We start from the raw sequence: 25146 nt of genomic DNA on the forward strand, positions 1-25146 counted from the left end.
GCCCCTTCTCACAGGCCGCGCGGGCGCAGCAGGTTCTCGACGATCCCGGCGACCCAGTCCACGAGCAGCGCGAGGACGGCGACGAGCACGCTTCCGGTGATCAGGACCAGATTCCGGCTGGAGTTGATCCCGTTCGAGATCACGTCGCCGAGGCCGCCCGCCCCGATGAACGTCGCGAGCGCGACCGTGCCCACCGTGATCACCAGTGCCGTACGGATACCGGCGAGCATCACCGGTACCGCGAGCGGCAGTTCGATCCGGCGCAGCACCTCGCCCTTCGTCATCCCCATGCCCCGCGCCGACTCCAGGATCGACGGATCGACCTGCTGGAGCCCCGCGATCGTGTTGCGCAGCACCGGCAGCACCCCGTACGCGACGAACGCGATCAGGGCGATCTGCGTGACGCCGAGGCTGACGAAGGCCACCGCGAGCAGCACGATCAGGCCGAGCGAGGGCAGCGCCTGCCCGATGCTCGCGATCGCGAGGACGGGACCGGCGAGCGGGCGCGCCCAGCGGCGGGTCAGGAGCACGCCGAGCGGGATGGCGATCACGAGGATCAGGACGGTGGCGGCCGCGGTCAGTTCGAGGTGCGTGAGGGTGCGGCTGAGCAGGTAGTCCGCGTTCAGGCTGCGCTGCTCGATGCGGTCGCGGTGCTGCCCGGAGACGTACCGGGCGAGCAGCGCGAGGACCGCGGCGAGCGCGAGCGGGGTGAGGGCGAGACGCCACAGCGGCGGCAGCGCGCGGGTGCGCTCGGGGGCCTCGGCCGCCGCCGGGAGGTCGTCGACGAGTGCCTGGGTCACGGCCGGGCCCCCTGGAGCAGGCCGGAGGCGCCGTTGCCGTGGGTCAGCGTGCGCAGCGTGTCGAGGGAGACGACGCCCCGGTAGCGGCCCATGTCGTCGACGACCGTCAGGGCCGACGCGTTCGCGGCGAGCAGCTCGTCGAGCGCGTCGTACAGGCTGGTGGCCGGGCCGAGGGGCGAGATCAGCGGCAGTCGCGGGCCGCCGTCGGCGGGCAGCCAGGCGACCGGGCGGCGGTCCTCGTCGAGGACGACGACGAACTCGCGGTCGCTGTCGGCCGCTGCGTCCCGCTGCTCCTCCGCGCTCGCCGAGTCGGCGACCGTGGGCCACAGCGGGACGTCGACGTCGCCGAGCCGGGTCAGCGACAGGCGGCGCACGGCGGCGCCCGCGCCGATGAAGTCGGTGACGAACTCGCTCGCGGGCTCGGCGAGGATCTTCTCCGGGGTGTCGTACTGCACGACGGTGCCGTGCTCGGCGAAGACGGCGATCTTGTCGCCCATCTTCACGGCCTCGTCGATGTCGTGGGTGACGAAGACGATCGTCTTGCGCAGCTTGGCCTGGATCTTCAGGAACTCGTTCTGGAGCGCCTCGCGGTTGAGCGGGTCGATCGCGCCGAACGGCTCGTCCATGAGCATCACCTGCGGGTCGCCGCCGAGCGCGCGGGCGACGCCGACGCGCTGCTGCTGACCGCCGGAGAGCTGCTTCGGGTAGCGGCCGCGGTACGTGTCCGGGTCGAGCCCCACCATGTCGAGCAGCTCGTCCACGCGCGCGTGGATGCGTTTCTTGTCCCAGCCGAGCAGGCCGGGCACGGTGGCTATGTTCTGGGCGACCGTCTGGTGCGGGAAGAGGCCCGACTGCTGGATCGCGTAGCCGATGCGGCGGCGCAGCTCGTGCACCGGGATCTTCGTGACGTCCTCGTCGCCGAGGTGGATGCGGCCGGAGGTCGGCTCGATCAGCCGGTTGATCAGCTTCATCGTCGTCGTCTTGCCGCAGCCGGACGGGCCCACGAAGACGACGATCCGCCCCTCGGGGATCTCCAGCGTGAGATCGTCCACCGCCGGACGCTCCTGGCCCGGGTAGGACTTGGTCAGCCGGTCGAGCCGGATCATCGGGTGACCCCCTTCGGAGTGGTCAGACGGTTGAGCAGGGCGAAGAGCAGATCGAAGAGCAGCGCGAGGACGACGATGCCGAGCGCGCCCTCGAGCGTCAGATAGACGGCGAACGGGGTGCCCGCGCTGGCGAGCCCGTCGAGGATGAGCTTGCCGAGTCCCGGCCCGTTCACGGCGGCGGCGATCGCGGCGATGCCGAGCAGCATCTGCGTCGCGACGCGCAGGCCGGTGAGGACGACGGGCCAGGCGAGCGGGAACTCGATGGTGGCCAGTACCTTCAGGCGGGTCATGCCCATCGCGTTGGCCGACTCGACGATCGCCGGGTCCAACTCGCGCAGGCCGACGACCGTGTTGCGTACGACGGGCAGCAGCGCGTACAGCGTCAGGGCCACGATCGAGGGGCCCGTGCCCAGGCCGAGCGGCGTGATCAGCAGGCCGAACAGCGCGTACGAGGGGATCGTCAGGAGCAGCCCCGCCGTCCCGAGCACCGCGGCGCGCGGCGCCCGCGTCCGGTACGTCAGGAGCGCCACCGGCACCCCGACGAGCACCGCGAGGGCGAGGCCCTCGACGACCAGCAGGACGTGGGCGAGCGTGGCGTCGAGCACATCGGGCCAGTTGCCCTGGAAGTAGTCGAAGAAGTTCACGCCGGCCCGCCCTGGGGTGCCGGCGGCCTGCGCACCGGCCGGGGCGGCCGGTACGGGGACGGGGAGGTCATCTGCGCTCTCCTTTTGTACGTGGTGGTGCGGCGGTTCCGGACACGCCCGGGCACGCCCCGACCAGGGGCGGAAGTGAGGTGTGGCGTCGGAACCCGAGGGCGCCTACCCGCTCGGGCGCCACTGATGTGCACTGATTTACGGAACCGACAGGGTCGTAATTATGGCGAACGCACCGGGCCACTGACCACGGTCGCGTGGGCGGATACCCTGGAGGGCGACCTGTCCGTAAAGCCACCCGACCCGAGGATTCGCGACCGCCGTGTTCGACACTCTCTCCGATCGCCTCGCAGCGACATTCAAGAACCTCCGCGGCAAGGGGCGCCTCAGCGAGGCGGACATCGACGCCACGGCGCGCGAGATCCGGATCGCCCTCCTTGAAGCCGACGTGGCGCTGCCCGTCGTCCGCGCCTTCATCAAGCAGGTCAAGGAGCGCGCGCTCGGCGCCGAGGTCTCCCAGGCGCTGAACCCCGCCCAGCAGGTCATCAAGATCGTCAACGAGGAGCTCATCGGCATCCTCGGCGGCGAGACCCGCCGACTGCGCTTCGCCAAGACCGGCCCGACCGTGATCATGCTCGCGGGTCTTCAGGGTGCCGGTAAGACGACCCTCGCGGGCAAGCTCGGCCTCTGGCTCAAGTCCCAGGGCCACTCGCCGCTGCTCGTCGCCTGTGACCTCCAGCGCCCGAACGCCGTGAACCAGCTGAGCGTCGTCGCCGAGCGCGCCGGAGTCGGCGTCTACGCGCCGGAGCCGGGCAACGGCGTGGGCGACCCGGTGCGGGTCGCCAAGGACTCCATCGAGCACGCCAAGGCGAAGGTCTACGACGTCGTCATCGTCGACACCGCCGGTCGTCTCGGCATCGACCAGGAGCTGATGCAGCAGGCCGCGGACATCCGCGACGCCGTCAGCCCCGACGAGGTCCTCTTCGTCGTCGACGCCATGATCGGTCAGGACGCGGTCAACACGGCCGAGGCCTTCCGCGACGGCGTCGGCTTCGACGGCGTGGTGCTCTCCAAGCTCGACGGCGACGCCCGCGGCGGCGCCGCCCTCTCGATCGCGCACGTCACCGGCAAGCAGATCATGTTCGCCTCCAACGGCGAGAAGCTGGACGACTTCGACGCGTTCCACCCGGACCGCATGGCGTCCCGCATCCTCGGCATGGGCGACATGCTCACGCTGATCGAGAAGGCCGAGCAGACCTTCTCGCAGCAAGAGGCCGAGAAGATGGCCTCCAAGCTGGCCTCCAAGAAGGGCCAGGACTTCACCCTCGACGACTTCCTGGCTCAGATGGAGCAGGTCAGGAAGATGGGTTCGATGTCCAAGCTGCTCGGCATGCTGCCGGGCATGGGGCAGATGAAGGACCAGATCGCCAACCTCGACGAGCGCGACGTCGACCGCACCGCCGCCATCATCAAGTCGATGACCCCGGCCGAGCGCCAGGAGCCGACGATCATCAACGGCTCGCGCCGCGCCCGTATCGCCAAGGGCTCCGGCGTCGAGGTCAGCGCGGTCAAGAACCTCGTCGAGCGGTTCTTCGAGGCCCGCAAGATGATGTCCCGCATGGCCCAGGGCGGCGGCATGCCCGGGATGCCCGGCCTGCCGGGCTCCGGCGGCGGCCCCGGCCGGCAGAAGAAGCAGCCCAAGAAGGCCAAGGGCAAGCAGCGGTCCGGCAACCCGATGAAGCGCAAGCAGCAGGAGCAGGAGGAGGCCGCCAGGCGCGCGGCCGCCGCTGAGCAGGGCGGCGCGCTCGGGCTTCCGGGGGCCGGTGCGGGGCAGCAGGACGGCAAGTTCGAACTGCCCGACGAATTCAAGAAGTTCATGGGCTGAGGCCCGTAGCGCGTAGGCGTAGGTAAGGGGCGTCCACCATGGGTGGGCGCCCCTTACGCGTGCGTCTGCACGCATGCGCCTGCGCGGGCGTGGGTCTTCCCGTGGGGGCCGCGTGCTGTCTACGGAGGTCAGGCGGCCCGCGCCGACGAGCCGCGGATCTCCGTGCCGTTGGCCAAGCCCGTCGGGTCGAGCCCCAGCGCCGCCGCGGCCGTGGCCCCGACGTCCGCCAGGCTCGCCGCATCCGGCAGCAGCTCCACGCCCGCGGCGCCCGGCCGGTGGATCAGCACCGGCACGTACTCCCGCGTGTGGAAGGCGTGGCCGATCGTCGGGTCGTTGCCGTGGTCGCCCGTGACGATCAGCCGGTCGCCGGGCTCGGTGAGCAGGGACAGCAGCGCCGCGAGCCCCGCGTCGACCTGCTCCAGGATCCGGCCGTACCGCTCGACGTCCTGCTGGTGCCCCGCGAGGTCCGACTCCTGCACATTGGCCACGACCAGCGCGTCGCCGTCGGTGCGCACCGCCTCCAGGGTGTGCGCGAGCACCTCGGCCGTGTCCACGGCGGGCCGCCGCACCGCCGCCTCGCAGGCGAGGATGTCCGCGGCTTTGCCGACGAGGGTCACCGGCACCCCGGCCCGCGCGGCCAGATCGGGGAGCTGCCGGGTGTGGTCGAGCTCGGCGCCCAGGTGCTGCACCTGGAGCCCGCCGTTGCGGTAGAAGCCGGTCGCCGGGGTGTCGAGGCCGATCGTGCCGCCGTCCCCGTCCCGTACGAAGCCGGGCAGCGGTCCGTCTGCGTGCCCGCCCACCGCGATGACCCGGGCCACGGGCGCCACGGCCCGCACCGTGCGGGCGACGGCGAGGATCCCGTCGAAGCCGAGGTCGTCGACACGGCCCGACGCGTTCCAGTTGATGCCCGGGTCCGCCTCCAGGTTGTCGTGCACCAGGACCGCGCCGTCGACCACCAACAACGGTTTGCCTTCGAGGAGTTCCACCCGGTGGCCCGCGTCCGTCAGGGCCCGCGTCACCTCGTCCAGGTGGTCCGCGAGCCGGGCCACCGTCACCCGGCTGAAGTCCGCGCCCATCATCGTCTGGTGCCCGGCGAACGTGTCCGCCCCCGGGTAGCCGAGCGCCGCCCTGCCGACCGCGACCGGGAGCTGTGTGCGCCGCGCCAGGTCGGGGTGCGGGTGCACCAGACCGAGCCCCAGCGCCCCGAGCACCGGAAGCCGCAACGGGCGGCCGAACGCGTCCCGGCACCGGTCGAGGACGTGCCCGCAGGTGTCCGCCGCGAGGTCCCCGGGGCGCAGCGCCCCGGCGTCCGGCATCGCGCCGACGCCGAATCCGTCGACCACCACGATCACGGTCTTGCTCGCCCTGCTGGTCTTGTTGGTCTTGTTGGTCTTGCTCATCGCAGGGCCCTTCCTTGCGCGTCGTACAGCCCGCGGAGGCGGGGCGCTCCGGAGGCCAGGCCCTCGACCACCGCGACCGTCGAACGCGTCACGAAGATCTGCGTACGGAACGCGAGGAGCGCCGTGTCGCCCACCTGGACCCCGGCGTCGGGCGCGGGCGCGTCGAGCAGGCGGTAGTAGTCGATGTTCTCGGCGGGCGCGCTCCGCACGCGCAGGCGCTCGCCCGTGCGGGGCAGCAGCGCCGTCCTGATCCCGGAGCGCGGGTAGAAGCCGCCGCCGTACACCGCGGGCCTGCCGTCCGCGAGCGTGTGCGCGACCTCGGTGACGTACACGTACGCGGGCTTCTCCGGCTGGGTGAGGTCGTGGGCGTGCAGCGGGGTGGTGCCGGTGAGGGCGTGGCCGGGCTCGCCGTGCGTGGCGCCCAGCTCGGCGAGCAGCGGGAGCGTGGCCAGGGAGGTGGCGCTGGGGGCGCTGAGCTTGAGGCTCGTGTGCCCGCGTGCGGCGAGGGCCTGGCGTGCCTTGAGGGCGAGTTCGAAGTTGGGCGTGGGAGCCGGCGCGCCGGTCGCCGGGTCGCACAGCACGCAGGGGAACGCCGTGACGCCCGCGATCCGCACGCCCGGCAGCTGCTCGACCTCCGCCGCGAAGCCGTCGATCCCGGTGAGCGGCACGCCGCCCTCCTGGCCGGGGTACACGCTCCCGGGAGCGCCCTCCAGGCGGATCAACACGTCCTGCACGAAGCCCAGTTCGCGGGCCGCTTCGGACACCGCGCGCGCATTGTCCAGGTCGTACACCGTGACCGTCTCGGGGCGCCAGGACAGCATCTCCGGCAGGGCGCGGCGGGGGATCTGCACCAGGTGGCCGAGGTTTCCCGCCGCGGCGCCCGCCGCGTGCAGGGTGCGGGCCTCGGGCGGGTCGATGGCGGCGTAGCGGGGGATGTGCCGGGCGATGGCGCGGATCAGCTCGGGGTTGCGGCCCAGCTGCTTGACGACGAACCACAGGCTCAGGCCGAGCCGGTCCGCCTCGGCGGCGAGCAGCGCCGCGTTCGCCTCGATGGCATCGAGGTCCATCACGTACGTGTCGGGCGGGATCTCGCCCCGTCGGTGCAGGTCCGCCGCGGCGTCGGCCAGCTCGGGGTTGCGGGTGAGCAGACTGTCGAGGAACACGGCGGTCAGTCCTTGCTGGGGTGGTTCGGTGAGCTGGGTTCGCTTCGTGAGCCGGGGTCGTGCGGTTCGGTTCGGGAGCCGAGCTCGTTCAGTGCGCGGCGCAGGATGTCGACGACGAGGTCGGCGCCCGCGCGCATCGGGTTGATCCGGACCGTCCAGTCGGCGAGCCCCGGCGCGTCGTCGAGGGCCGAGCTGGACATCCGGTAGAAGAGCGGCGCGATCTCGTACCGGGAGTTGGAGCCCACCGGGTAGGGCGCGGCACCGAACCGGGCGGCCACGGACGGCAGCTCGCGCGCCACCGGCCGGTCGAGACGGACCAGGAGGCAGCGGTCCTGCGCGTTGGCGATCCGTACCTCGGCGACGCCCGGCACCTCACCGGCCGCGAGCCGCTCGGCAACCTCGGCGCCCACCCGCGACTGGAGGGCCCACATCACCGGTACGTGGGTGAGGGCCCGCAGCGCGTCGAGCGCCTGGTGGCCCTGGACCTGGCCGCCGCCCGAGTAGTTGTCCGCGCGCACGCGCTCGACGAGGTCGCGGGCGCCGACCACGGCGCCGACGCCCTCCGGCCCGTGCAGCTTGAACAGCGAGAAGCAGGAGGCGTCGGCCCCCAGTTCGACCCCGGAGGCGGGGACCCGCATGACCGCGTAGTTGTCGTCGACGATCGTGCGCACCCCGGCCTCGCGGCAGGCGGCGATCACCTCGCCGGGATCGTAGGAGTCGCCGAGCCGCTGCCGGGTGTGCTGCACGTACGCCCAGCGGAACCGGCCCGTCGCCAGCGCCGCGCGCAGCGCTTCCAGGTCGTTGAAGTCGACCTCGTGGGTGCGCACACCGATGCCGCGCAGGGTGACCTCGGTGGTGCGGTAGACCGGCGCGCGGTGGATCAGGAGCGGGTCGCCCGCGCTCACCGCCGCGTTCAGGGCGGCCCGGATGGTGCCGGTGCCCGCGCCCTGCACCAGCGCCGCGTCCTCGGCGCCGAAGAAGTCGGCGAGCACGGCCTCCACCCGGGCGGTCGTCCGCGGCCTGCCGAGCCCGGGCACCACGCCCGCGTCGGCGGCGAACAGTTCGGTGCCCTCGAAGTGCGCCGCCGTGCACTCCAGGAGCCGGAACTGGCGCGCGGCGGCGTCCTCCACGGGCACGGTGGCCAGCGGGTGCGTCGTCGGCAGGGCCGGCGGGTTCACGGGTGATGGCATGGTCAGTTCTCCTCCACGCGCGTGCCGGTCAGAAAGCGCAGCGGATTGCGCCGGGTCAGCAGGTCGACGAGGTCGTCGTCGGCCCCCGCCGCCCGCAGCCGCGGCAGGAACGAGCGGAACAGATGCCCGTACCCCTGGCCGCCCTCGCCGAGCAGATAGCCGTGCCGCGAGATGTCGCAGCTGAGCAGGGCCCGGTCGGCGTGCCCCGCCTCGATCAGGCTCAGCAGCAGCCGCAGCCGGGTGTCGTCGCTCTGGTAGCCCTCCTTGCCGACCGTGTCGAAGGCGACGTACGCGCCGCGCGCGGCCAGCTCCTTGTGCACACCGGGGTCGTCGAGCAGGTCCTGATGGCCGATGGAGACGCGCTCGGGGGCCAGGCCCTCCGCGGTCAGGAGGTCCAGCTGGGCGCGGCCGCCGCGACCGAGCTGGGCGTGCGTCGCGACGGACAGGCCGGTGGCCTCGGCGGCGCGGGCGGCGGCCCGCAGCGACCGGGCCTCGGGTTCGCTGGGCTCGTCGCCGTGGCTGCCGATCTCGCCGAGGACGCCGGGCCTGATGCCCGTCGTGCCGAAGCCGTCCTCGATCTCCCGCACCAGCGTCTCCGTGAGCCGGCCGACGTCCGTGCCCGCCACCTCAGGTGTGTGGAACGGCTCGTAGTACCAGCCGGTGGCGGCGACGACCGCGACCCCGCTCTCCCGGGCCAGCGCGGCGAGCGCGGTGGCGTCGCGGCCCATGCCGCGGCAGGTGAGCTCGACGACGAGCGAGAGCCCGAACTCCCGGCGCAGCTCCGTGAGTTCCGCGCCGACCGCGGCGCCGTGCCGCCGCGGGTCGAGGACGGCGCCGTCGTCGCCCTTGAGGTCCAGGTCGAGCGCGAGGTGCTCGTGGGCGAGGACGGGGCCGCGTACGGACGCCGGGGACAGCGGGCCCGTGACGGTGCGGAGGGTGGTGGTGGGCATGGTGGGGGGTGTCCTCTCCTGTGTGCTGCCCGGCGGGGCGGGCTCAGCCCTTGATCGGGGTGAACAGGTCCAGCCAGTAGAGGATGTTGAGCACGATGCCGCCGACGATCACTGCGGCGGGCGCCGCGGCCATCCGCACGACGGGGCGTCCCATCGCCTCGTTGAGCAGATACAGGCCGCCCACGATGAGGATGCCGAGGCCGGCGCCCATCGCGTTCGCGGCCATCAGCGAGCCGAACAGGATCGCCAGTTGCAGCGTGTCGGTGATCGCGCTGCGCAGGTGCTCCGAGGAGTCCCGCACGCTCGGCAGCCTGCCGAGGAACCGGCCGATGTACGACAGGGCCAGCACCTCGACCGCGAAGACGAGCGCGCCGACGACCGCCGCGAGCACCGGGTTCGGCATCAGGTAGCCGATGGGGTAGACGAGCGTGAAGCCCGCGATGCCGTACGCGCCGGAGGCCAGGGCCGTCGTCGCGATCAGCGGGATGAACCCGAAGACGCGGTAGAAGTCGACCTGCGCCGCCTCGCTGTAGTCGCCCTTGGCGATCAGGAAGCTGGTCGCCTCGCCGCCGCCGAATATGTGCATCTGCGCCAGCACGCAGACGCCCGCGCCGAGCACCATGAAGAGCGGCAGATATCTGCGCAGCCGCGTGGCGCTCGCGCTGAACAGGGAGGCCATCGGGTCGTCGGCGGGGGCGGCCCCCTCCTCCGCTGTCGCGTTCGCCCGGTCCTCCTTGCGCTGCTTGAGGTCCTTGGCGACGGCGAGCCCGATCAGCATCAGGACGCCGACGGCCATGGCGATGGCGCCCGCGAAGACGGTCGGCCACAGCTTCATCGTCATCACGACGAGCGCCAGCTCGACGATGCCCGCGACCCCGCCCCACTTGCGCCCGAACTGCTTGGTGATGGCGAGCACCGGGAACAGCGTGAACAGGAACAGGATCGGCGTCGACATCTGCTGCATCGCGGTCAGGAAGTCGACGGGCAGGTCGTGCGCCAGGTTGTTGGCGCCGCTCAGTCCGAAGACGACGACCGCGCCCCAGGCGCCGCCCAGGATCGGGGCGAGCCACTTCTTGGGCGACAGGATGCCGAGGATGTCGGTGGGCAGGAACAGCAGCCACGGGTTGAGCACGCCCGACGACAGGGCCATCGGGGCGCCGAGACCGAAGATGAACCCGGCGGAGAGCCCGAAGGAGACCGCCGTGGTGGCGCTGCGGGTGGTCCGCCCCTGGATGAAGTCCAGCATGAAGGGGCGCACGCCGTCGTTGAAGACGGCCAGGGCCATGTGCGAGACGAAGGCCGTCAGGGCGCACAGGGCGATCACGGTGAGCTGCTGCGCGAGCGTGAAGTCGAGGTTCGCGCCCGCCGCGAGGACGGTGCCGGGGGAGGTGTTCATGGCGTGTCCAGGGGGCTCACGAGCGGGCGGCGATCGCGCGGGCGAGCATCGGCGCGATCCTGTCGATCTGGTCCATGGAGAAGCCGAACACCTTCTTGCCGTCCGCGAGGAGGGCGTCGACCTCCTCCTCGGTGGGCACCGAGCGGCCGAAGGTGTGGCAGGCGGGCTGCCCCATCAGGCCGACGAGGACGCCGAGCGAGGCGCCCGCGCCGGTGTGACAGGTGCCCAGGAAGTAGTCGGCCTGGCCTGCGCGCAGCTTCATCGCGGCGTCCATGTCGCTGGAGACGGTGACCTCGACGCCGTCGAGCCCCAACTCCTTGACCGCGTTCGCGGCCTCGACCTTGCCGACGCCGCCGGTGAGGATCTTCGTCATGGCTTGATTCCCTCTCTCGGGCTCAGTGGGTGGTGTGCTGCCGCGCCAGGACGGCGAGGTGCAGGGCGAGGAAGTTGACCTCGGACTCCGGCAGGGAGGCGCCGAGCTCGCGGTGGGCGCGCGCGGAGACGCGGCGGGCGCGCTCGACGGCGGCGGGGTGGTCGCGCAGCTCGGCGGCCACCTGCTCGTCCGTCACGAACTGGTCGATGGGCGCGCCGTCGAGCAGCCGGTTCAGCGCCATCAGGAGATGGCTGGTGAGCATGCCGGCGCTCTCCTCGGTGACCGTGCGGCCCTCGTCCTCCAGCGCGGCGAGTTCGGCGGCCACGAAGTCGACGACCTCGGGCCTCACCTGGCCGCCCTCACGGAACAGCCGGATACGGAGGGCTAGTTGGTCGTCCATCGGACCTCCTGAGCGAGACGAGTGGGACAGTAACCTGGATTCTGGATTTTGAGCCGAGTCGTAGCTCCTTCTGTGCGAGGGGCCTGCGCGAGTCGTCGGTGAGAGGGGCAGGGTCAGTACGAGGGGATGCGATCGCCCCGCAGTACCTCGGACTGCAGTTGTGCCACCTGCGAGAGGTCGAGGGCGTCGCGCACCGCGGACAGTGCCTTCGCGCCCTCGGTCCTGCCTATGACCGCCGCGCTGGAGTTGCGCAGCGCGAGATCGCGGGTGACCTCGTCGCCGAGCGGCAGCACGTCCACCTCCATCCCGAGCCGCCCCTGTACCTCGTCGAGGTTCCAGACCGTGGCGTCGACCCGGTCCTGCGCGAACAGGTCGCGCAGCTGCATGTACGAGGACTCGATCCAGTGGACGTCCTTGTGTCCGGCGAAGGCGCGCTCCGCCAGCATCCGGTGGTCCTCGGACGTGTGGTCGACGGCGACGCGCAGCCCCGAGTCGTCCAGGGAGGCGCCCTTGCGCACCAGGAACCCGTGCGCCCCCACGTAGGTGGCAGGGCCCAGGTCGGCGACCAGTGCCAGGTCGTCCTTGTGCTGCTCGACCAGGCCGTCCGCCGCGAGCCGCGACAGGACGACGAGGTCGACCTTGCCTTCGAGCAGCGCGGCGGTACGGGCGCCGGCGCCGCGCATGAAGGTGATGGCGAAGGGGGTGCCGGCCTCCTCGAAGGCGGCGCGCAGCCCGGTCGCGAGGCCTTCGTAGCGCCGAGAGTAGGGGAGCGGCATCGCGGCCAGCAGGGTGCCGAGGCCGGAGAGCTGCCAGAGGATGGCGCGCTCCGCGTGGGTCAGGAAGGTGCCCAGGTGGCCGCGGGCCGAGGTCTCGATGGCGCCGGACTCCTCCAGGAGGCGCAGGGCCGCCTGCACCGTCCCGTTCCCACAGCCCAGCTCGTGGGCCAGGTCCTTCACCCGGGGCAGCCGCGTCTCCGGCTCGTGCCCCATCAGCAGGACCGCGAGCCGGCGCGCCGCAAGACCGTTCCGAGTGAGGAAGCGATCGTCGAAACCGTTCACGATTCAGACAGTAACCAGGATTCTGGATACTGGCAAGGGGGTCCGATCTGTGCGCTTATGGGCCCAAGGCGATGAGGGCCATGGGCCCGTGGCAGACGGCAGGCCGCAGGAGGCGAGGCAGGAGTGGCGAACCCGGTACCCCCGCGCGATCGGACGGATCAGCCCTGGCGCTCCGAGGGCGCGCCGCCTCCGCCGCCCCCGCAGGGACCCAAGCGCAAGATGCCCGGCGGCTGGGGCAGCCTCATCCTGACGGCCCTGATCGTCTACCTGATCGCCAATCTGGTCCTTTCGGCCTTCAACCACGGCGACGAGCCCACGGTCTCGTACACGGAGTTCAGCAAGCAGGTCGCGGCGGACAACGTCAGCAAGATCTACTCCAAGGGCGACGCGATCCAGGGCGAGCTCAAGAAGGAGAAGCCGACCCCGAGCGACAGCGACAGCAAGCGGAAGAACTACACCAAGTTCACGACGCAGCGCCCCGCCTTCGCCGACGACGACCTCTGGGCCAATCTGGAGAAGCACGACGTCACGGTCACGGCCGAACCGGTCGTCCAGGAGCGCAGCTTCCTCTCCAACCTGCTGATCTCGCTCGCCCCCATGCTTCTGCTCGTCGCGCTGTGGGTGTTCATCGCGCGGCGCATGAGCCAGGGCATGGGCGGCGGCGCCGGCGGCATGCTCGGCCGCAAGCAGCCGCCCAAGCCGGTCGAGCTCGAACCCGGCAAGAAGCGCACCACCTTCAAGGACGTCGCCGGCATCGACGAGGTCAAGGGCGAGCTCAACGACGTCGTCGACTTCCTCAAGAACCCCGAGGACTACCGCGTCATGGGCGCCAAGATGCCGCGCGGCGTGCTCCTCGCGGGCCCGCCCGGCACCGGCAAGACGCTCCTCGCGCGGGCGGTCGCGGGCGAGGCGGGCGTGCCGTTCTTCTCGGCCTCCGCATCCGAGTTCATCGAGATGATCGTGGGCGTGGGCGCCTCGCGCGTGCGCGAGCTGTTCGCCGAGGCCCGCAAGGTCGCCCCCTCGATCATCTTCATCGACGAGATCGACACCATCGGGCGGGCCCGCGGCGGCGGTGGCGGCGTCGGCGGCCACGACGAGCGCGAACAGACGCTCAACCAGATCCTCACCGAGATGGACGGCTTCAGCGGCTCCGAGGGCGTCATCGTCATCGCCGCCACCAACCGCGCCGACGTCCTCGACCCGGCGCTGACCCGGCCCGGCCGCTTCGACCGCATCGTCACCGTCGCCCCGCCCGACCGCGGCGGCCGCGAGTCCATCCTCAAGATCCACACCCGCGACATCCCGCTCGCCCCCGACGTCGACCTCGACCAGGTCGCCCGTACCACCCCCGGCATGACGGGCGCCGAACTCGCCAACCTCACCAACGAGGCCGCGCTGCTCGCCGTGAAGCGCAAGCAGAAGCAGGTCAGCCAGTCCGACCTATCCGAAGCCCTCGAGAAGGTCCAGCTCGGCGCCGAGCGGCCCCTGGTGATGCCCGACGAGGAGCGCCGCCGCACCGCCTTCCACGAGAGCGGCCACGCCCTCCTCGGCATGCTCCAGCCCGGCGCCGACCCCGTCCGCAAGATCACCATCGTGCCGCGCGGCCGCGCCCTCGGCGTCACGCTCTCCACCCCGGACGCCGACAAGTACGCGTACACGGAGGAGTATCTGCGCGGCCGGATCATCGGCGCGCTCGGCGGCATGGCGGCCGAGCAGGTCGTCTACGGCGTGATCACGACGGGCGCCGAGAACGACCTCGAACAGGTCACCAACCTCGCCCGCGGCATGGTCGCCCGCTGGGGCATGAGCGAGAAGGTCGGCCGCCTCTCCGCCCTCCCGAACGACTCCCAGCAGCCCTACGGACTCGCCGCCGCCCCCGACACCGTCAACGCGATCGACGGCGAGATGCGCCGCATCGTGGACGAGTGCTACGAGGAGGCCTGCCAGAAGCTGCGCGACAACCGGGACAAGCTCGACGCCCTTGCCGCCGCGCTCATGGAGAACGAGACCCTGGAGGAGGCGGAGGCCTACCGCATCGCCGGGGTGACCCGCCTCGGCAAGGACTGACCACGCCGCATCCGGTGCCTCAGCGCGTGCGCGCGATGAGGTACCGGAAGACGTTCGGCATCCATACGGTGCCGTCCGCGCGCACATACGCCTGAAGCGCCTCCGACACCTCCTTGTCCACCTGCGCCGGATCCGTCGCCCCCACGGCGGCGTCGAAGAGCCCCGTCGACAGCAGGCCCCGCACCGCGCTCTCGGCGTCCGCGTACCCGAAGGGGCACGCCACCCGGCCCGAACCGTCGGGCCGCAGCCCCGCCCGCTGCGCGACCTCCTCCAGGTCGTCACGGAGCGCGGGGCGCCAACTCCCCGTGCTGCGCAGCGGGTCCGCCAGCTTCGTGGCCACCCGCAGCACGGACGACGTGGCACAGCGCTCCGGAGGGCCCCAGCCGACGAGGACCACGGCCGCGCCCCGGCCCGCCAGCGGTGCCACGCTCTCCAGGCGCGCCGAGAGCCCCTCGGAGTCCCCGGCCACACACCCGATCGGCTGGAAATCGGTGATCACGTCGTACGGAGCGCCACCCGGGTCGGACACCGCGGGATCGGCCGCGGTGAGCCGCGCGTCCGCGCCCTCCCCGGGCCGTGAGCCGTCCGGCAGCAGTCGCTCCTTGGCCAGGGCGAGCCGTTCGGGCTCCGCGGGCTCGACGCCGGTCACGGCCGCGCCGCGCGAGGCCGCCATCAGGAGGGCGAGACCGGAGCCGCAGTCGAGCCCCAGGAGCCGGGTTCCCGAACCGACCTCAAGGCGCTCGTACACCGCTTCGTAGAGCGGCACCAGCATCCGCTCCTGGATCTCCGCCCAGTCACGCGCGCGTGCGCACACGTCCGCCCGCGGCCCGGGCGCCGCGTGAGGGAGCTGCCGCCGCACGAGCGTAGGTGTCATCGAAAGTGCCCCAATCCACCGAGAGATGCCGAGAGTTGTCCGCCGTGACACCCGATCCGTTCGCGTGGCGTCCGGCCGTGTTCGCGTGCTGCTCGCGCCCCCCCGTATGCCAGAGAACTCCGCAACGTCCGTCACGTCTAGGGGGTGTTTGGCAGGCGCGGCGACAATGCGCGTGTGCACCGTCGTGCGCCCCCACGGGGTCATATGACGGGCGCACCCGGGTGGCCGCGGGCATACGGGCGAAAAGGATTCGAGTGGTCCGCCGCCCGCGCCGTAGCATCCGCGCCATGGCCACATCCCGCGTTCTCACGCCCCGGTCGGAAGACTTTCCGCGCTGGTACCAGGACCTGATCACCAAGGCCGAGCTGGCCGACAACGGGCCGGTGCGCGGCACCATGGTCATCCGACCGTACGGCTACGGCCTGTGGGAGCGGATGCAGCGCGAGATGGACGACCGCATCAAGGAGACCGGCACGCAGAACGCGTACTTCCCGCTCCTGATCCCGCAGTCCTATCTCACCAAGGAGGCCGACCACGTCGAGGGCTTCGCGCCCGAGCTGGCCGTGGTCACGCACGGCGGCGGCAAGGAGCTGGAGGAGCCCGCCGTCGTCCGCCCCACCTCCGAGATGATCGTCAACGCCTCGTTCGCCAAGTGGGTGCAGAGCTACCGCGACCTGCCGCTGCTCATCAACCAGTGGGCCAACGTGGCCCGTTGGGAGCTGCGCCCCCGCCTCTTCCTCCGTACGACGGAATTCCTCTGGCAGGAGGGACACACGGCGCACGCGACCTACGAGGAGGCGCGCGACTTCGCGGCGCGCATCCACCGGGACGTCTACGCCGACTTCATGGAGAACGTCCTCGCGATGGACGTCCTCCTGGGCCGCAAGACGCCCAAGGAGCGCTTCGCCGGCGCCATCAACACCCTCACCCTCGAAGGAATGATGGGCGACGGCAAGGCCCTCCAGATGGGCACCAGCCACGAACTCGGCCAGAACTTCGCCAAGGCCTTCAACACCCGCTACCTGTCCAAGGACGGCACCGAGGAACTGGTCTGGCAGACCTCCTGGGGTTCGACGACCCGCATGATCGGCGCCCTGGTGATGATGCACGGCGACGACAACGGGCTGCGTGTCCCGCCCCGCCTCGCTGCCACCCAGGTCGTCGTGCTCGCCGTCAAGGGCGACGAGGCGGTGCTCCGCAAGGTGCGGGAGATCGGCGACCTCCTCAAGAAGACGGGCATCCGTGTCCACGTGGACGACCGCACCGACATCCCGTTCGGGCGCCGCGCCGTCGACTGGGAGCTCAAGGGCGTCCCCGTACGCGTCGAGGTCGGGCCGCGCGACCTGGAGAACGGCACGGCGATGCTCGCCCGGCGGATCCCGGGCGGCAAGACCTCCGTCGCCCTGGAGGCGCTGACCGCGGTGCTGCCCAAGATCCTCGACGAGGACCAGGCGCTGCTGCTCGCCCAGTCACGGGAGCGGCGGCAGCTGCGGACCACCGACGTGACCACGGTCGCCGAGGCCCTGGAGGCGACCTCCGCGGGCGGCTGGGCACGCATCCCGTGGGCGACCCTCGGGGCGGCGGGGGAGGACGAGCTCGCCGGACACGGCGTCACCGTGCGGTGTCTGGTCACTCCGGAAGGGGCGGTGCCGGACGCCGACGACGCGGCCGGTAACGTCGCCGTGGTGGCACGCGCGTACTAAGGACGTACGTTCCGCTACGCACCACCTTGGTGCGAGCTGTGCGTCTTCTCCGCAGTTCGGCGCACCCGCCCTCGTCGGGACGCATCAGCGGCAACTGACTGGTACGTGCAAATTATTTGGGATGCCCCGTAATAGGAACACGGAGGCACCCCGGCTCGTTGTCACGACGTGAGCACGACACCACCTGTTCTCGCCGCAGAGCTGGCAGGGGCGTGGGCCGACATTCAGCGGCACCACCCCGAGCTGCCGGATCTTGCCGCGCCCGAATCCCTGATCGGCGAGTCGTCGTCCGCCTGTGGACGCGAGCTCTCCTTCGAGCGACTCCTTCACGAGGCAGTCCACGGCATCGCAGCCGCGCGCGGAATCCGCGACACCTCCCGCGCCGGCCGCTACCACAACCGCAGATTCCTGGCCATCGCCGAGGAGTTGGGCCTCGACCACCCCGAGGAGCCGCACCCCAGCAGCGGCTTCTCGCTGGTCACGCTCAACCCCGAGGCGAAGCAGCGCTACCGGCAGACGATCGAGCGGATCCAGCGCGCCCTCAAGGCGCACACCGTGGCGACCGCCGCGGACACCAAGCGCAGCTTCCGCGGCCCCGCCGCGCGGCACGGCTCCTCCGGGGGCGGCGTCCGCGTCAAGGCGGTCTGCGACTGCGGTCGCAACGTCCGCGTGGTGCCCTCGGTGCTCGCGCAGGCTCCGATCATGTGCGGCGGCTGCGGGAAGCCGTTCCGCATCCCGGAGGTCGTCGGCGTCGCCGCCGCGGGCTGACGGCTCTCAGTTCCTGGTGGGGGTGGCCGAGGGGGGTTCGGCCACCCCCGGAGACGTATGGCACAATGGCTAGCTGTACTCGACAGCCGCACAGGACCCCTCTCTCCTCCGGCTGACGCGTCCATCGGGCACTCGGGTACCGCAACCCCACGCGGCAATCTCGCCGTGCCCACCCACGTCAAGACCAGGAGACACCACTCCCGTGGCAGTCAAGATCAAGCTGAAGCGTCTGGGCAAGATCCGTTCGCCTCACTACCGCATCATCGTCGCCGACTCCCGCACCCGCCGTGACGGCCGTGCGATCGAGGAGATCGGCCTGTACCACCCGGTGCAGAACCCGTCGCGCATCGAGGTCGACTCGGAGCGTGCCCAGTACTGGCTGTCCGTCGGCGCCCAGCCGACCGAGCCGGTCATGGCCATCCTGAAGCTCACCGGTGACTGGCAGAAGCACAAGGGTCTGCCCGCCCCGGAGCCGCTGAAGGTCGCCGAGCCGAAGGCCGCCCGCCCCTCCTTCGAGGCGCTGGCCACCGAGGACGAGCCCAAGGGTGAGGCCATCACCCAGAAGAAGAAGGCTGAGAAGAAGGACGAGGCCGAGGCCGCGTCCGAGTCGACCGAGGCCTGAGCATGCTCGAGGAGGCTCTTGAGCACCTCGTGAAGGGCATCGTCGACAACCCCGACGACGTGCAGGTCGCCTCGCGCAACCTGCGCCGGGGCCGCGTCCTCGAGGTCCGGGTCCACCCCGACGACCTCGGCAAGGTGATCGGCCGCAACGGCCGCACCGCGCGCGCCCTGCGTACCGTCGTGGGTGCCATCGGCGGCCGTGGTGTCCGCGTCGACCTCGTCGACGTCGACCAGGTTCGCTGAGAAAAGTTGAACACCGGCTCGGGCCGGGGAGGGCTTACGAGCCGTCCCCGGCCCGAGCTGTATTGAGCCCCCTGGCGGGCTGACAGGAGAGTTTCCGACGTGCAGTTGGTAGTGGGGCGCATCGGCCGCGCCCACGGCATCAAGGGCGAGGTCACCATCGAGGTGCGCACCGACGAGCCCGAGCTGCGGCTCGGCCCCGGCGCGCGCCTCGCCACCGACCCCGCCTCCGCGGGGCCGCTCACCATCGAGTCGGGCCGGGTGCACTCCGGCCGGCTGCTGCTGCGCTTCGAGGGCGTACGCGACCGGAACGGCGCCGAGGCGCTGCGCAACACGCTCCTGATCGCCGAGGTGGACCCCGAGGAACTCCCCGAGGAAGAGGACGAGTTCTACGACCACCAGCTCATGGACCTCGACGTCGTCACGGTCGACGGCACCGAGGTCGGCCGGATCACGGAGATCTCGCACCTGCCCTCGCAGGACCTGTTCATCGTGGAGCGGCCCGACGGCAGCGAGGTCATGATCCCGTTCGTCGAGGAGATCGTCACCGAGATCGACCTCGAGGAGCAGAAGGCGGTCATCGACCCGCCGCCCGGACTGATCGACGACCGCGCCGAGATCGCGTCCTCCCGCGACGACGCGGAGGAAGAGGGCGCATGAGGCTCGACGTCGTCACGATCTTCCCCGAGTACCTGGAACCGCTGAACGTCTCCCTCGTCGGCAAGGCACGCGCGCGTGGTCAGCTGGACGTGCACGCGCACGACCTGAGGCAGTGGACGTACGACCGGCACAACACGGTCGACGACACCCCCTACGGCGGCGGCCCCGGCATGGTCATGAAGACCGAGCCGTGGGGCGACTGCCTCGACGACGTGCTCGCCGACGGGTACGAGAACGGGGCCCGGGAGCCCGCTCTGGTCGTTCCCACGCCCTCCGGGCGCCCCTTCACCCAGGAACTCGCCGTGGAGCTCTCCGAGCGCCCCTGGCTCGTCTTCACGCCCGCCCGCTACGAGGGCATCGACCGCCGCGTCATCGACGAGTACGCGACCCGCATGCCCGTCTACGAGGTCTCCATCGGCGACTACGTCCTCGCGGGCGGAGAGGCCGCCGTGCTCGTCATCACGGAGGCCGTCGCCCGGCTGCTCCCCGGCGTCCTCGGCAACGCCGCGTCGCACGAGGACGACTCCTTCGCGCCGGGCGCCATGGCCAACCTCCTTGAAGGGCCCGTCTACACCAAGCCGCCCGAGTGGCGCGGCCGGGACATCCCCGACGTGCTGCTCAGCGGCCACCACGGCAAGATCGCCCGCTGGCGCCGCGACGAGGCGCTGCGCCGCACGGTGCGCAATCGGCCCGACCTCATCGAGCGCACCGACCCGAAGGCCTTCAACAAGAAGGACCGCGAAATGCTCTCCATCCTCGGCTGGGGACCGCGTCCCGACGGACGATTTGGGCCGACGCCCGACGTCGTGGAAGAATAGGCCGCTGCTGTACGTCCAGCCTGCGCCCCTGCCACAGGGGGAACGACGCAAGGCCCGACGCGAACAGCTACCGAAACTCATCGCATACCTCCCGCCGATGACCTGTGGCATCGGCGAAGAAAGCAGACGATCATGTCTCACCTGCTCGACACCGTCGACGCCGCGTCGCTGCGCAGCGACATCCCGGCCTTCCGCCCGGGTGACACCGTCAACGTCCACGTCCGCGTCATCGAGGGCAACCGCTCCCGTGTGCAGCAGTTCAAGGGCGTAGTCATCCGCCGCCAGGGCGCCGGCGTCCGCGAGACCTTCACGGTCCGCAAGGTCTCCTTCTCCGTCGGCGTCGAGCGCACCTTCCCGGTGCACACGCCGATCGTCGAGAAGATCGAGCTCGTCACCAAGGGTGACGTCCGCCGCGCCAAGCTGTACTACCTCCGTGACCTGCGCGGCAAGGCCGCGAAGATCAAGGAGAAGCGCGAGAACTGAGCCGCTCGGCGCCTTCGAGAGGCGCCGGCGCATCTCGCCTGCGGCGTCCACAGGGCGGCCGGATAACATCTGGCCTCGATGGACACCGAAGCACAGCACGAGGAGCGCGACCGCTCCTCCGAGCCCCACGAGAACACCTCACAGGGCGAGGAGGACCGGTCGCGCTCCTCTTTGCTGTCCGCTGTCGTCGACTGGCTGCCGGGCGGCCGGGTCACCTTGACCGTGCTGCTGTGCCTGGCGTTCCTGCTCGCCTTCACCGTCTTCGTGATGAAGCCGTTCCAGATCCCCAGCAGCTCCATGGAGAGCACTTTGAGGGTCGGGGACCGCGTTCTCGTAAATAAGTTGGCGTACCGTTTCGGTGCCGAGCCGGCCAGGGGCGACGTGGTCGTCTTCGACGGCAGCGGGTACTTCGGGGAGGGCGACTACATCAAGCGCGTCGTGGGCGTCGGGGGAGACCGGGTGGTCTGCTGCGACAGCAAGGGGAGGATCGCGGTGAACGGGAAGTCCGTGGACGAGCGGTCCGTGCTGCACGCCGGGGACGCGCCCTCGGCGGTGCCGTTCGACATCGTGGTCCCCGAGGACAGCCTCTTCCTGCTCGGCGACCACCGCAGCGACTCCCGTGACTCCCGTGACTACCTGGGCGCGCCGGGCGGCGGCTTCGTCCCCGTGGACCAGGTGATCGGCAAGGCCGAGTGGATCGCGTGGCCGACCGGACACTGGCACTCCCTGACGCGTGACGACGTCTACGCGCGCGTGCCCGCTCCCGGCGGCGCCCATGGGTAGGCGGGGCAAGAAGCGCGGTCACGGCGGCGACGAGCGGCTCCCCACGGGCAGCAGGCCCACCAGCGGCCCCGCGCACCAGGGGAGGGCGGAGCGGCGCAAGCTCGCCCGCAAGGTGAAGCGCCGCCGCAGGCGCTCGGTCCTCAAGGAGATACCCCTCCTCATAGGCGTGGCCCTGGCCATCGCCCTCGTACTGAAGACGTTCCTCGTGCAGGCCTTCGTGATCCCGTCGGGCTCCATGGAACAGACCATCCGGATCGGCGACCGTGTCCTCGTCGACAAACTCACCCCCTGGTTCGGCGCGAAGGTGCAGCGCGGCGACGTCGTCGTCTTCAACGACCCGGGAAAATGGCTTGAACAAGAGGCCAAGCCGAAGGGCGACCCACCGGTCGGCCTCAAGCAGATCAAGGAAGGCCTGACCTGGATCGGGCTGCTGCCGTCCGACAACGAACGCGACCTCATCAAGCGGGTCGTGGGGGTCGGCGGCGACACCGTGAAGTGCTGCGACAAGCAGGGCCGTGTCACGGTCAACGGAACACCCCTCGAGGAGCGGGCGTACATCCACCCCGGCAACGCCCCCTCGAAGTTCGACTTCTCCGTGAAGGTGCCCCCGGGGCGCCTGTTCGTGATGGGCGACCACCGCGCCAACTCGGCCGATTCCCGCTACCACCTCACCGAGGCGTTCAACGGGACGGTGTCCGAGGAATCCGTCGTCGGGCGGGCCCGGTTCATCGGGTGGCCGGTCGGACACTGGGCCTCACTGGACGAGCCTCCGACCTTCGCGGCCGTGGCCGACGCGCAAGGGGACGGGTCGACCGCGGCCTCAGGAACGTCGCATAGGGTGGCCCCCACGTACGGTGCCGGACCGGGCTCGAACGCTTCGGATTCGGACGGATTTATCCCCCTCCCGACCCCTGCGGAACTCCCGCTCGTTATGGGAGTGGTGGGCCTGCATCGGATACGGATCAGGCAGCGGCACGGAGTGAGGAGTGGATGTGGGGGACTTGGCGGTCGGCGCACGGTCAGGGCATGGCCCCGAAGAGGAGCCCGGGCGAACCGACGACGCGGCGGGTCCGGGTCCCGTGGAGCGGGTGCCGGAGGCGGATGACGCCGCCCCGGGCGACCGCGAGGAACGCTCGGGCGGTTCGTCGCGGAGCGGAGCGAAGAAGCAGCGGTCCTTCTGGAAGGAGCTGCCGCTCCTCATCGGCATCGCGCTGATCCTGGCGCTGCTGATCAAGACGTTCCTGGTCCAGGCGTTCTCGATCCCCTCGGCGTCGATGGAGAACACGCTGAAGATCGGCGACCGGGTCCTGGTCGACAAGCTCACCCCCTGGTTCGGTTCGGAGCCCGAGCGCGGCGAGGTCATCGTCTTCCACGACCCGGCGAGCTGGCTCGAGGGCGAGCCGACGCCGGAGCCGAACGCGGTGCAGCAGGTGCTCAGCTGGGTCGGCCTGATGCCGTCCGCCGACGAGAAGGACCTCATCAAGCGCGTCGTGGGCGTCGGCGGCGACACCGTCGAGTGCAACGGCACGGGGCCGCTCAAGGTCAACGGCAAGGCGCTCAGCGAGCCGTACGTCTACCCGGGCAACACCCCGTGCAGCGACGACAACGCGGGTGGAACGTTCAAGGTGAAGGTTCCCGAGGGCAAAGTTTGGGTCATGGGCGACCACCGCCAGGACTCCATGGACTCGCGCTACCACCAGAACGACAAGAACAACGGCTTCGTCCCCGTCGACAACGTCGTGGGCCGCGCCATCGTCGTCGCCTGGCCGCCCACCCACTGGTCCACGCTGCCGGTGCCCGACACCTTCGACCAGTCGGGCCTGAACGCGGTGGCCAACGTGGCGCCGGGCGCGCTCGGACTCGCGGGTGCCGCGCCGCTGGTGCTGTGGCGCAGGCGCAAGATCAATCAGCGCGTTACCGAGGGGAACACCAGGGTTTCTGCGACCGGTGGCGCCCGGTAGGGTGCCGTCCCAGATCGCCGATCTTCCGTGATCCGTGCCGCTCCGGGGCTGGTTCGACGAGATCGACTTCTCCGAACCGCGGGAGCAACTGGGATGAGCAGGACGCGTCGTACGAATGAGGGCCACGGCAAGGTCGGCAGCGCACTGTCCGGCATAGCCGTGGCCCTCGGCTGTGTGCTGTTCCTCGGCGGCTTCGTCTGGGGCGCCATCGTCTACCAGCCGTACACGGTCCCGACCGACTCCATGGACCCGACGATCAAGGCAGGCGACCGGGTGCTCGCCGAGCGGATCGACGGCAGCGAGGTCAAGCGCGGCGATGTCGTCGTCTTCCAGGAAGCGACCTGGGGAAACGTTCCTATGGTGAAGCGCGTGGTCGGCGTCGGCGGCGACAAGATCGCCTGCTGCACCGACAACAAGCTGACCGTGAACGGCAAGCAGATCGACGAGCCGTACCTCCCCAAGGGCGAGAGCGCCTCGCTCACCGGCATCAGGACCACGACCGTCCCGCAGGGCCGGCTCTTCCTCCTCGGTGACCACCGCTCCGACTCCCTCGACTCCAGCGCGCACATCGGCGACAGCGAGAACGGCTCGGTGGAGCGTGGCGCCGTACAGGGCCGCGTGGACGCCCTGGCGTGGCCCATGGCCGGGATGAAGAAGCCCACCGGCTTCGAGGCGCTGCCGGGCGGCATCTCGCAGCCCGGGCCGATCAAGACACAGCTCGCCGCCGTCGTCGTGGGCGCGGTCCTCGTGCTCGGCGGCGCGGCGTACGGGCCGATCGCGAAGCGCTCGCGGCGGCGCCCCAGCGGCAGGGCCGCGGAGCCGGTCCGTGCCTGAGCCCGCCGAGGTGCCGGAGCTCGGCCCGGAGCTGCGCAAGGTCGCCCGTGTCGTGCTGCTCGACCCCGAGGGCCGGATCCTGCTGCTGCACGGGCACGAGCCGGGCGACACCGCGAACGACTGGTGGTTCACGCCGGGCGGCGGCCTGGAGGGCGACGAGACGCGTGAAGAGGCCGCCCTGCGGGAACTGGCAGAGGAGACCGGCATCACCGACGTCGAACTGGGGCCTGTGCTGTGGCAGCGGATCTGCTCCTTCCCGTTCGCCGGTCGGCGCTGGGACCAGGACGAGTGGTACTTCCTGGCCCGTACGAGCACGGTCTCGGCGGGGCACGGGGAGATCAATGCGACGGGCCTGACCGACCTGGAGCGCCGCAGCGTCGCCGGAGCGCGCTGGTGGACGTGCGGGGAACTGGCCGAGGCGCATGAGACGGTGTATCCGACCAGACTCGCCGGGCTGCTGAAGCGGCTGCTCGACGAAGGTCCCCCGAGCCGGCCCGAGGTCCTCGACACGGAAATCGTCTAGAGGCGCACGAGGCTGGCGCACAATAGGGGGACGCACGGCTGAAGGGGAACATGCCATGAGCGCCGAGGACCTCGAGAAGTACGAGACCGAGATGGAGCTGAAGCTCTACCGGGAGTACCGCGACGTCGTCGGTCTGTTCAAATACGTGATCGAGACCGAGCGGCGTTTCTACCTCACCAACGACTACGAGATGCAGGTGCACTCGGTCCAGGGCGAGGTGTTCTTCGAGGTGTCGATGGCGGATGCCTGGGTGTGGGACATGTATCGGCCCGCACGTTTCGTGAAGCAGGTCCGCGTGCTCACGTTCAAGGACGTGAACATCGAGGAGCTCAACAAGAGCGACCTGGAGCTTCCGAGCAGCTGAGCGGCTGCGCGTGAGGGCGCGCCGGGGTGCCGGGGTGCCGGAGTGGCGGGGTTTTCCACAACCCGTCGGTAGT

At 70.9% G+C, this 25146-nt stretch carries 27 protein-coding genes; 15 read left to right on the forward strand and 12 right to left on the reverse strand.

Going from position 1 to position 25146, the window contains the following annotated elements; all coding sequences use genetic code 11:
• Positions 1-8 precede the first annotated feature (8 nt).
• The 3 genes from ACTWJ8_RS27235 to ACTWJ8_RS27245 are packed head-to-tail and all read right to left on the reverse strand — an operon-like array spanning position 9 to position 2550.
• Positions 9-800, reverse strand: coding sequence for an ABC transporter permease (locus ACTWJ8_RS27235; protein ID WP_443260500.1), 792 nt, complete (start codon positions 798-800; stop codon positions 9-11).
• Positions 797-1906, reverse strand: a complete 1110-nt coding sequence (locus tag ACTWJ8_RS27240) for an ABC transporter ATP-binding protein (RefSeq protein ID WP_356388963.1) — start codon at positions 1904-1906, stop codon at positions 797-799. Before ACTWJ8_RS27240 ends, ACTWJ8_RS27235 begins: the two co-directional genes overlap by 4 nt.
• A complete protein-coding gene (locus ACTWJ8_RS27245) occupies positions 1903-2550 on the reverse strand; it encodes an ABC transporter permease (RefSeq protein WP_356388965.1) in 648 nt (215 codons plus the stop codon). Before ACTWJ8_RS27245 ends, ACTWJ8_RS27240 begins: the two co-directional genes overlap by 4 nt.
• Positions 2551-2881: 331 nt before the next feature.
• Here ACTWJ8_RS27245 and ffh point away from each other — a divergent pair, with 331 nt between their 5' ends.
• Positions 2882-4444: a signal recognition particle protein gene (gene ffh / locus ACTWJ8_RS27250; protein ID WP_356388967.1), complete on the forward strand. Its 1563-nt coding sequence runs from the start codon at positions 2882-2884 to the stop codon at positions 4442-4444.
• Between the two features lie 128 nt (positions 4445-4572).
• On the opposite strand, the gene ACTWJ8_RS27255 is transcribed toward ffh, so the two are convergent.
• The 8 genes from ACTWJ8_RS27255 to yhfZ all read right to left on the reverse strand — a co-directional run bounded on the left by ACTWJ8_RS27255 (position 4573) and on the right by yhfZ (position 12374).
• Positions 4573-5844: a phosphopentomutase gene (locus tag ACTWJ8_RS27255; protein ID WP_443260501.1), complete on the reverse strand. Its 1272-nt coding sequence runs from the start codon at positions 5842-5844 to the stop codon at positions 4573-4575.
• Positions 5841-7007 carry an alanine racemase gene (locus tag ACTWJ8_RS27260; protein ID WP_443260502.1) on the reverse strand — a complete coding sequence of 389 codons (1167 nt, stop codon included), beginning with the start codon at positions 7005-7007 and terminating at the stop codon, positions 5841-5843. The genes ACTWJ8_RS27255 and ACTWJ8_RS27260 overlap by 4 nt, the downstream gene beginning before the upstream one ends.
• 5 nt (positions 7008-7012) lie before the next feature.
• Positions 7013-8197: an aminotransferase class V-fold PLP-dependent enzyme gene (locus ACTWJ8_RS27265; protein WP_443260503.1), complete on the reverse strand. Its 1185-nt coding sequence runs from the start codon at positions 8195-8197 to the stop codon at positions 7013-7015.
• A gap of 2 nt (positions 8198-8199) precedes the next feature.
• Positions 8200-9147, reverse strand: a complete 948-nt coding sequence (locus ACTWJ8_RS27270; RefSeq protein ID WP_443260504.1) for a phosphotriesterase family protein — start codon at positions 9145-9147, stop codon at positions 8200-8202.
• A 43-nt stretch (positions 9148-9190) separates the two neighbouring features.
• Entirely contained in the window at positions 9191-10543 is a 1353-nt protein-coding gene (locus tag ACTWJ8_RS27275; RefSeq protein ID WP_443260505.1) for a YhfT family protein, read from the reverse strand.
• 16 nt (positions 10544-10559) lie between these two features.
• Positions 10560-10916 carry a DUF2620 domain-containing protein gene (locus tag ACTWJ8_RS27280; protein ID WP_356388979.1) on the reverse strand — a complete coding sequence of 119 codons (357 nt, stop codon included), beginning with the start codon at positions 10914-10916 and terminating at the stop codon, positions 10560-10562.
• Positions 10917-10938: 22 nt separating this feature from the next.
• Complete coding sequence (locus tag ACTWJ8_RS27285; protein ID WP_356388981.1) at positions 10939-11316, reverse strand: PRD domain-containing protein; 378 nt, start codon at positions 11314-11316, stop codon at positions 10939-10941.
• A 113-nt stretch (positions 11317-11429) separates the two neighbouring features.
• Entirely contained in the window at positions 11430-12374 is a 945-nt protein-coding gene (gene yhfZ, locus ACTWJ8_RS27290; protein WP_356388983.1) for a GntR family transcriptional regulator YhfZ, read from the reverse strand.
• 123 nt (positions 12375-12497) lie between these two features.
• Here yhfZ and ftsH point away from each other — a divergent pair, with 123 nt between their 5' ends.
• Positions 12498-14441, forward strand: a complete 1944-nt coding sequence (gene ftsH, locus ACTWJ8_RS27295) for an ATP-dependent zinc metalloprotease FtsH (protein ID WP_356388985.1) — start codon at positions 12498-12500, stop codon at positions 14439-14441.
• A 19-nt stretch (positions 14442-14460) separates the two neighbouring features.
• Here the strand turns inward: ftsH and ACTWJ8_RS27300 are convergent, their stop codons facing one another.
• Positions 14461-15315 (reverse strand): class I SAM-dependent methyltransferase, encoded by an 855-nt coding sequence (locus ACTWJ8_RS27300; RefSeq protein WP_356388987.1) that lies wholly within the window; start codon positions 15313-15315, stop codon positions 14461-14463.
• Between the two features lie 287 nt (positions 15316-15602).
• Between ACTWJ8_RS27300 and proS the strand changes: the two genes are divergently transcribed.
• The 13 genes from proS to ACTWJ8_RS27365 all read left to right on the forward strand — a co-directional run bounded on the left by proS (position 15603) and on the right by ACTWJ8_RS27365 (position 25073).
• On the forward strand, positions 15603-17018 hold the full coding sequence (gene proS / locus ACTWJ8_RS27305; RefSeq protein ID WP_443260506.1) for a proline--tRNA ligase: 1416 nt from the start codon (positions 15603-15605) through the stop codon (positions 17016-17018).
• Positions 17019-17186: 168 nt separating this feature from the next.
• Entirely contained in the window at positions 17187-17786 is a 600-nt protein-coding gene (locus ACTWJ8_RS27310) for a hypothetical protein (protein WP_443260507.1), read from the forward strand.
• A 202-nt stretch (positions 17787-17988) separates the two neighbouring features.
• Entirely contained in the window at positions 17989-18408 is a 420-nt protein-coding gene (rpsP, locus tag ACTWJ8_RS27315) for a 30S ribosomal protein S16 (RefSeq protein ID WP_356388993.1), read from the forward strand.
• 2 nt (positions 18409-18410) lie between these two features.
• The gene (locus ACTWJ8_RS27320) at positions 18411-18650 is read left to right on the forward strand and encodes an RNA-binding protein (RefSeq protein WP_014176063.1); all 240 of its coding nucleotides are present in this window, start codon (positions 18411-18413) and stop codon (positions 18648-18650) included.
• Between the two features lie 99 nt (positions 18651-18749).
• Positions 18750-19307 carry a ribosome maturation factor RimM gene (rimM, locus tag ACTWJ8_RS27325; protein ID WP_356388995.1) on the forward strand — a complete coding sequence of 186 codons (558 nt, stop codon included), beginning with the start codon at positions 18750-18752 and terminating at the stop codon, positions 19305-19307.
• Positions 19304-20125, forward strand: a complete 822-nt coding sequence (gene trmD, locus ACTWJ8_RS27330) for a tRNA (guanosine(37)-N1)-methyltransferase TrmD (RefSeq protein WP_356388997.1) — start codon at positions 19304-19306, stop codon at positions 20123-20125. The genes rimM and trmD overlap by 4 nt, the downstream gene beginning before the upstream one ends.
• Before the next feature lie 132 nt (positions 20126-20257).
• On the forward strand, positions 20258-20608 hold the full coding sequence (gene rplS / locus ACTWJ8_RS27335) for a 50S ribosomal protein L19 (RefSeq protein WP_356388999.1): 351 nt from the start codon (positions 20258-20260) through the stop codon (positions 20606-20608).
• Between the two features lie 78 nt (positions 20609-20686).
• The gene (gene lepB, locus ACTWJ8_RS27340; protein WP_443260508.1) at positions 20687-21391 is read left to right on the forward strand and encodes a signal peptidase I; all 705 of its coding nucleotides are present in this window, start codon (positions 20687-20689) and stop codon (positions 21389-21391) included.
• Positions 21384-22496 (forward strand): signal peptidase I, encoded by a 1113-nt coding sequence (lepB, locus tag ACTWJ8_RS27345; RefSeq protein WP_443260509.1) that lies wholly within the window; start codon positions 21384-21386, stop codon positions 22494-22496. Before lepB (ACTWJ8_RS27340) ends, lepB (ACTWJ8_RS27345) begins: the two co-directional genes overlap by 8 nt.
• Positions 22384-23352 (forward strand): signal peptidase I, encoded by a 969-nt coding sequence (gene lepB, locus ACTWJ8_RS27350; RefSeq protein ID WP_443260510.1) that lies wholly within the window; start codon positions 22384-22386, stop codon positions 23350-23352. The genes lepB (ACTWJ8_RS27345) and lepB (ACTWJ8_RS27350) overlap by 113 nt, the downstream gene beginning before the upstream one ends.
• 93 nt (positions 23353-23445) lie before the next feature.
• The gene (gene lepB, locus ACTWJ8_RS27355; RefSeq protein ID WP_356389007.1) at positions 23446-24186 is read left to right on the forward strand and encodes a signal peptidase I; all 741 of its coding nucleotides are present in this window, start codon (positions 23446-23448) and stop codon (positions 24184-24186) included.
• Entirely contained in the window at positions 24179-24709 is a 531-nt protein-coding gene (locus tag ACTWJ8_RS27360) for an NUDIX hydrolase (protein ID WP_356389009.1), read from the forward strand. The genes lepB (ACTWJ8_RS27355) and ACTWJ8_RS27360 overlap by 8 nt, the downstream gene beginning before the upstream one ends.
• A 55-nt stretch (positions 24710-24764) precedes the next feature.
• On the forward strand, positions 24765-25073 hold the full coding sequence (locus ACTWJ8_RS27365) for a DUF2469 domain-containing protein (RefSeq protein ID WP_055510545.1): 309 nt from the start codon (positions 24765-24767) through the stop codon (positions 25071-25073).
• Positions 25074-25146 lie beyond the last annotated feature (73 nt).

Origin of the sequence: Streptomyces sp. SDT5-1 (assembly GCF_052245995.1) — a bacterium.
Taxonomy (GTDB): domain Bacteria; phylum Actinomycetota; class Actinomycetes; order Streptomycetales; family Streptomycetaceae; genus Streptomyces.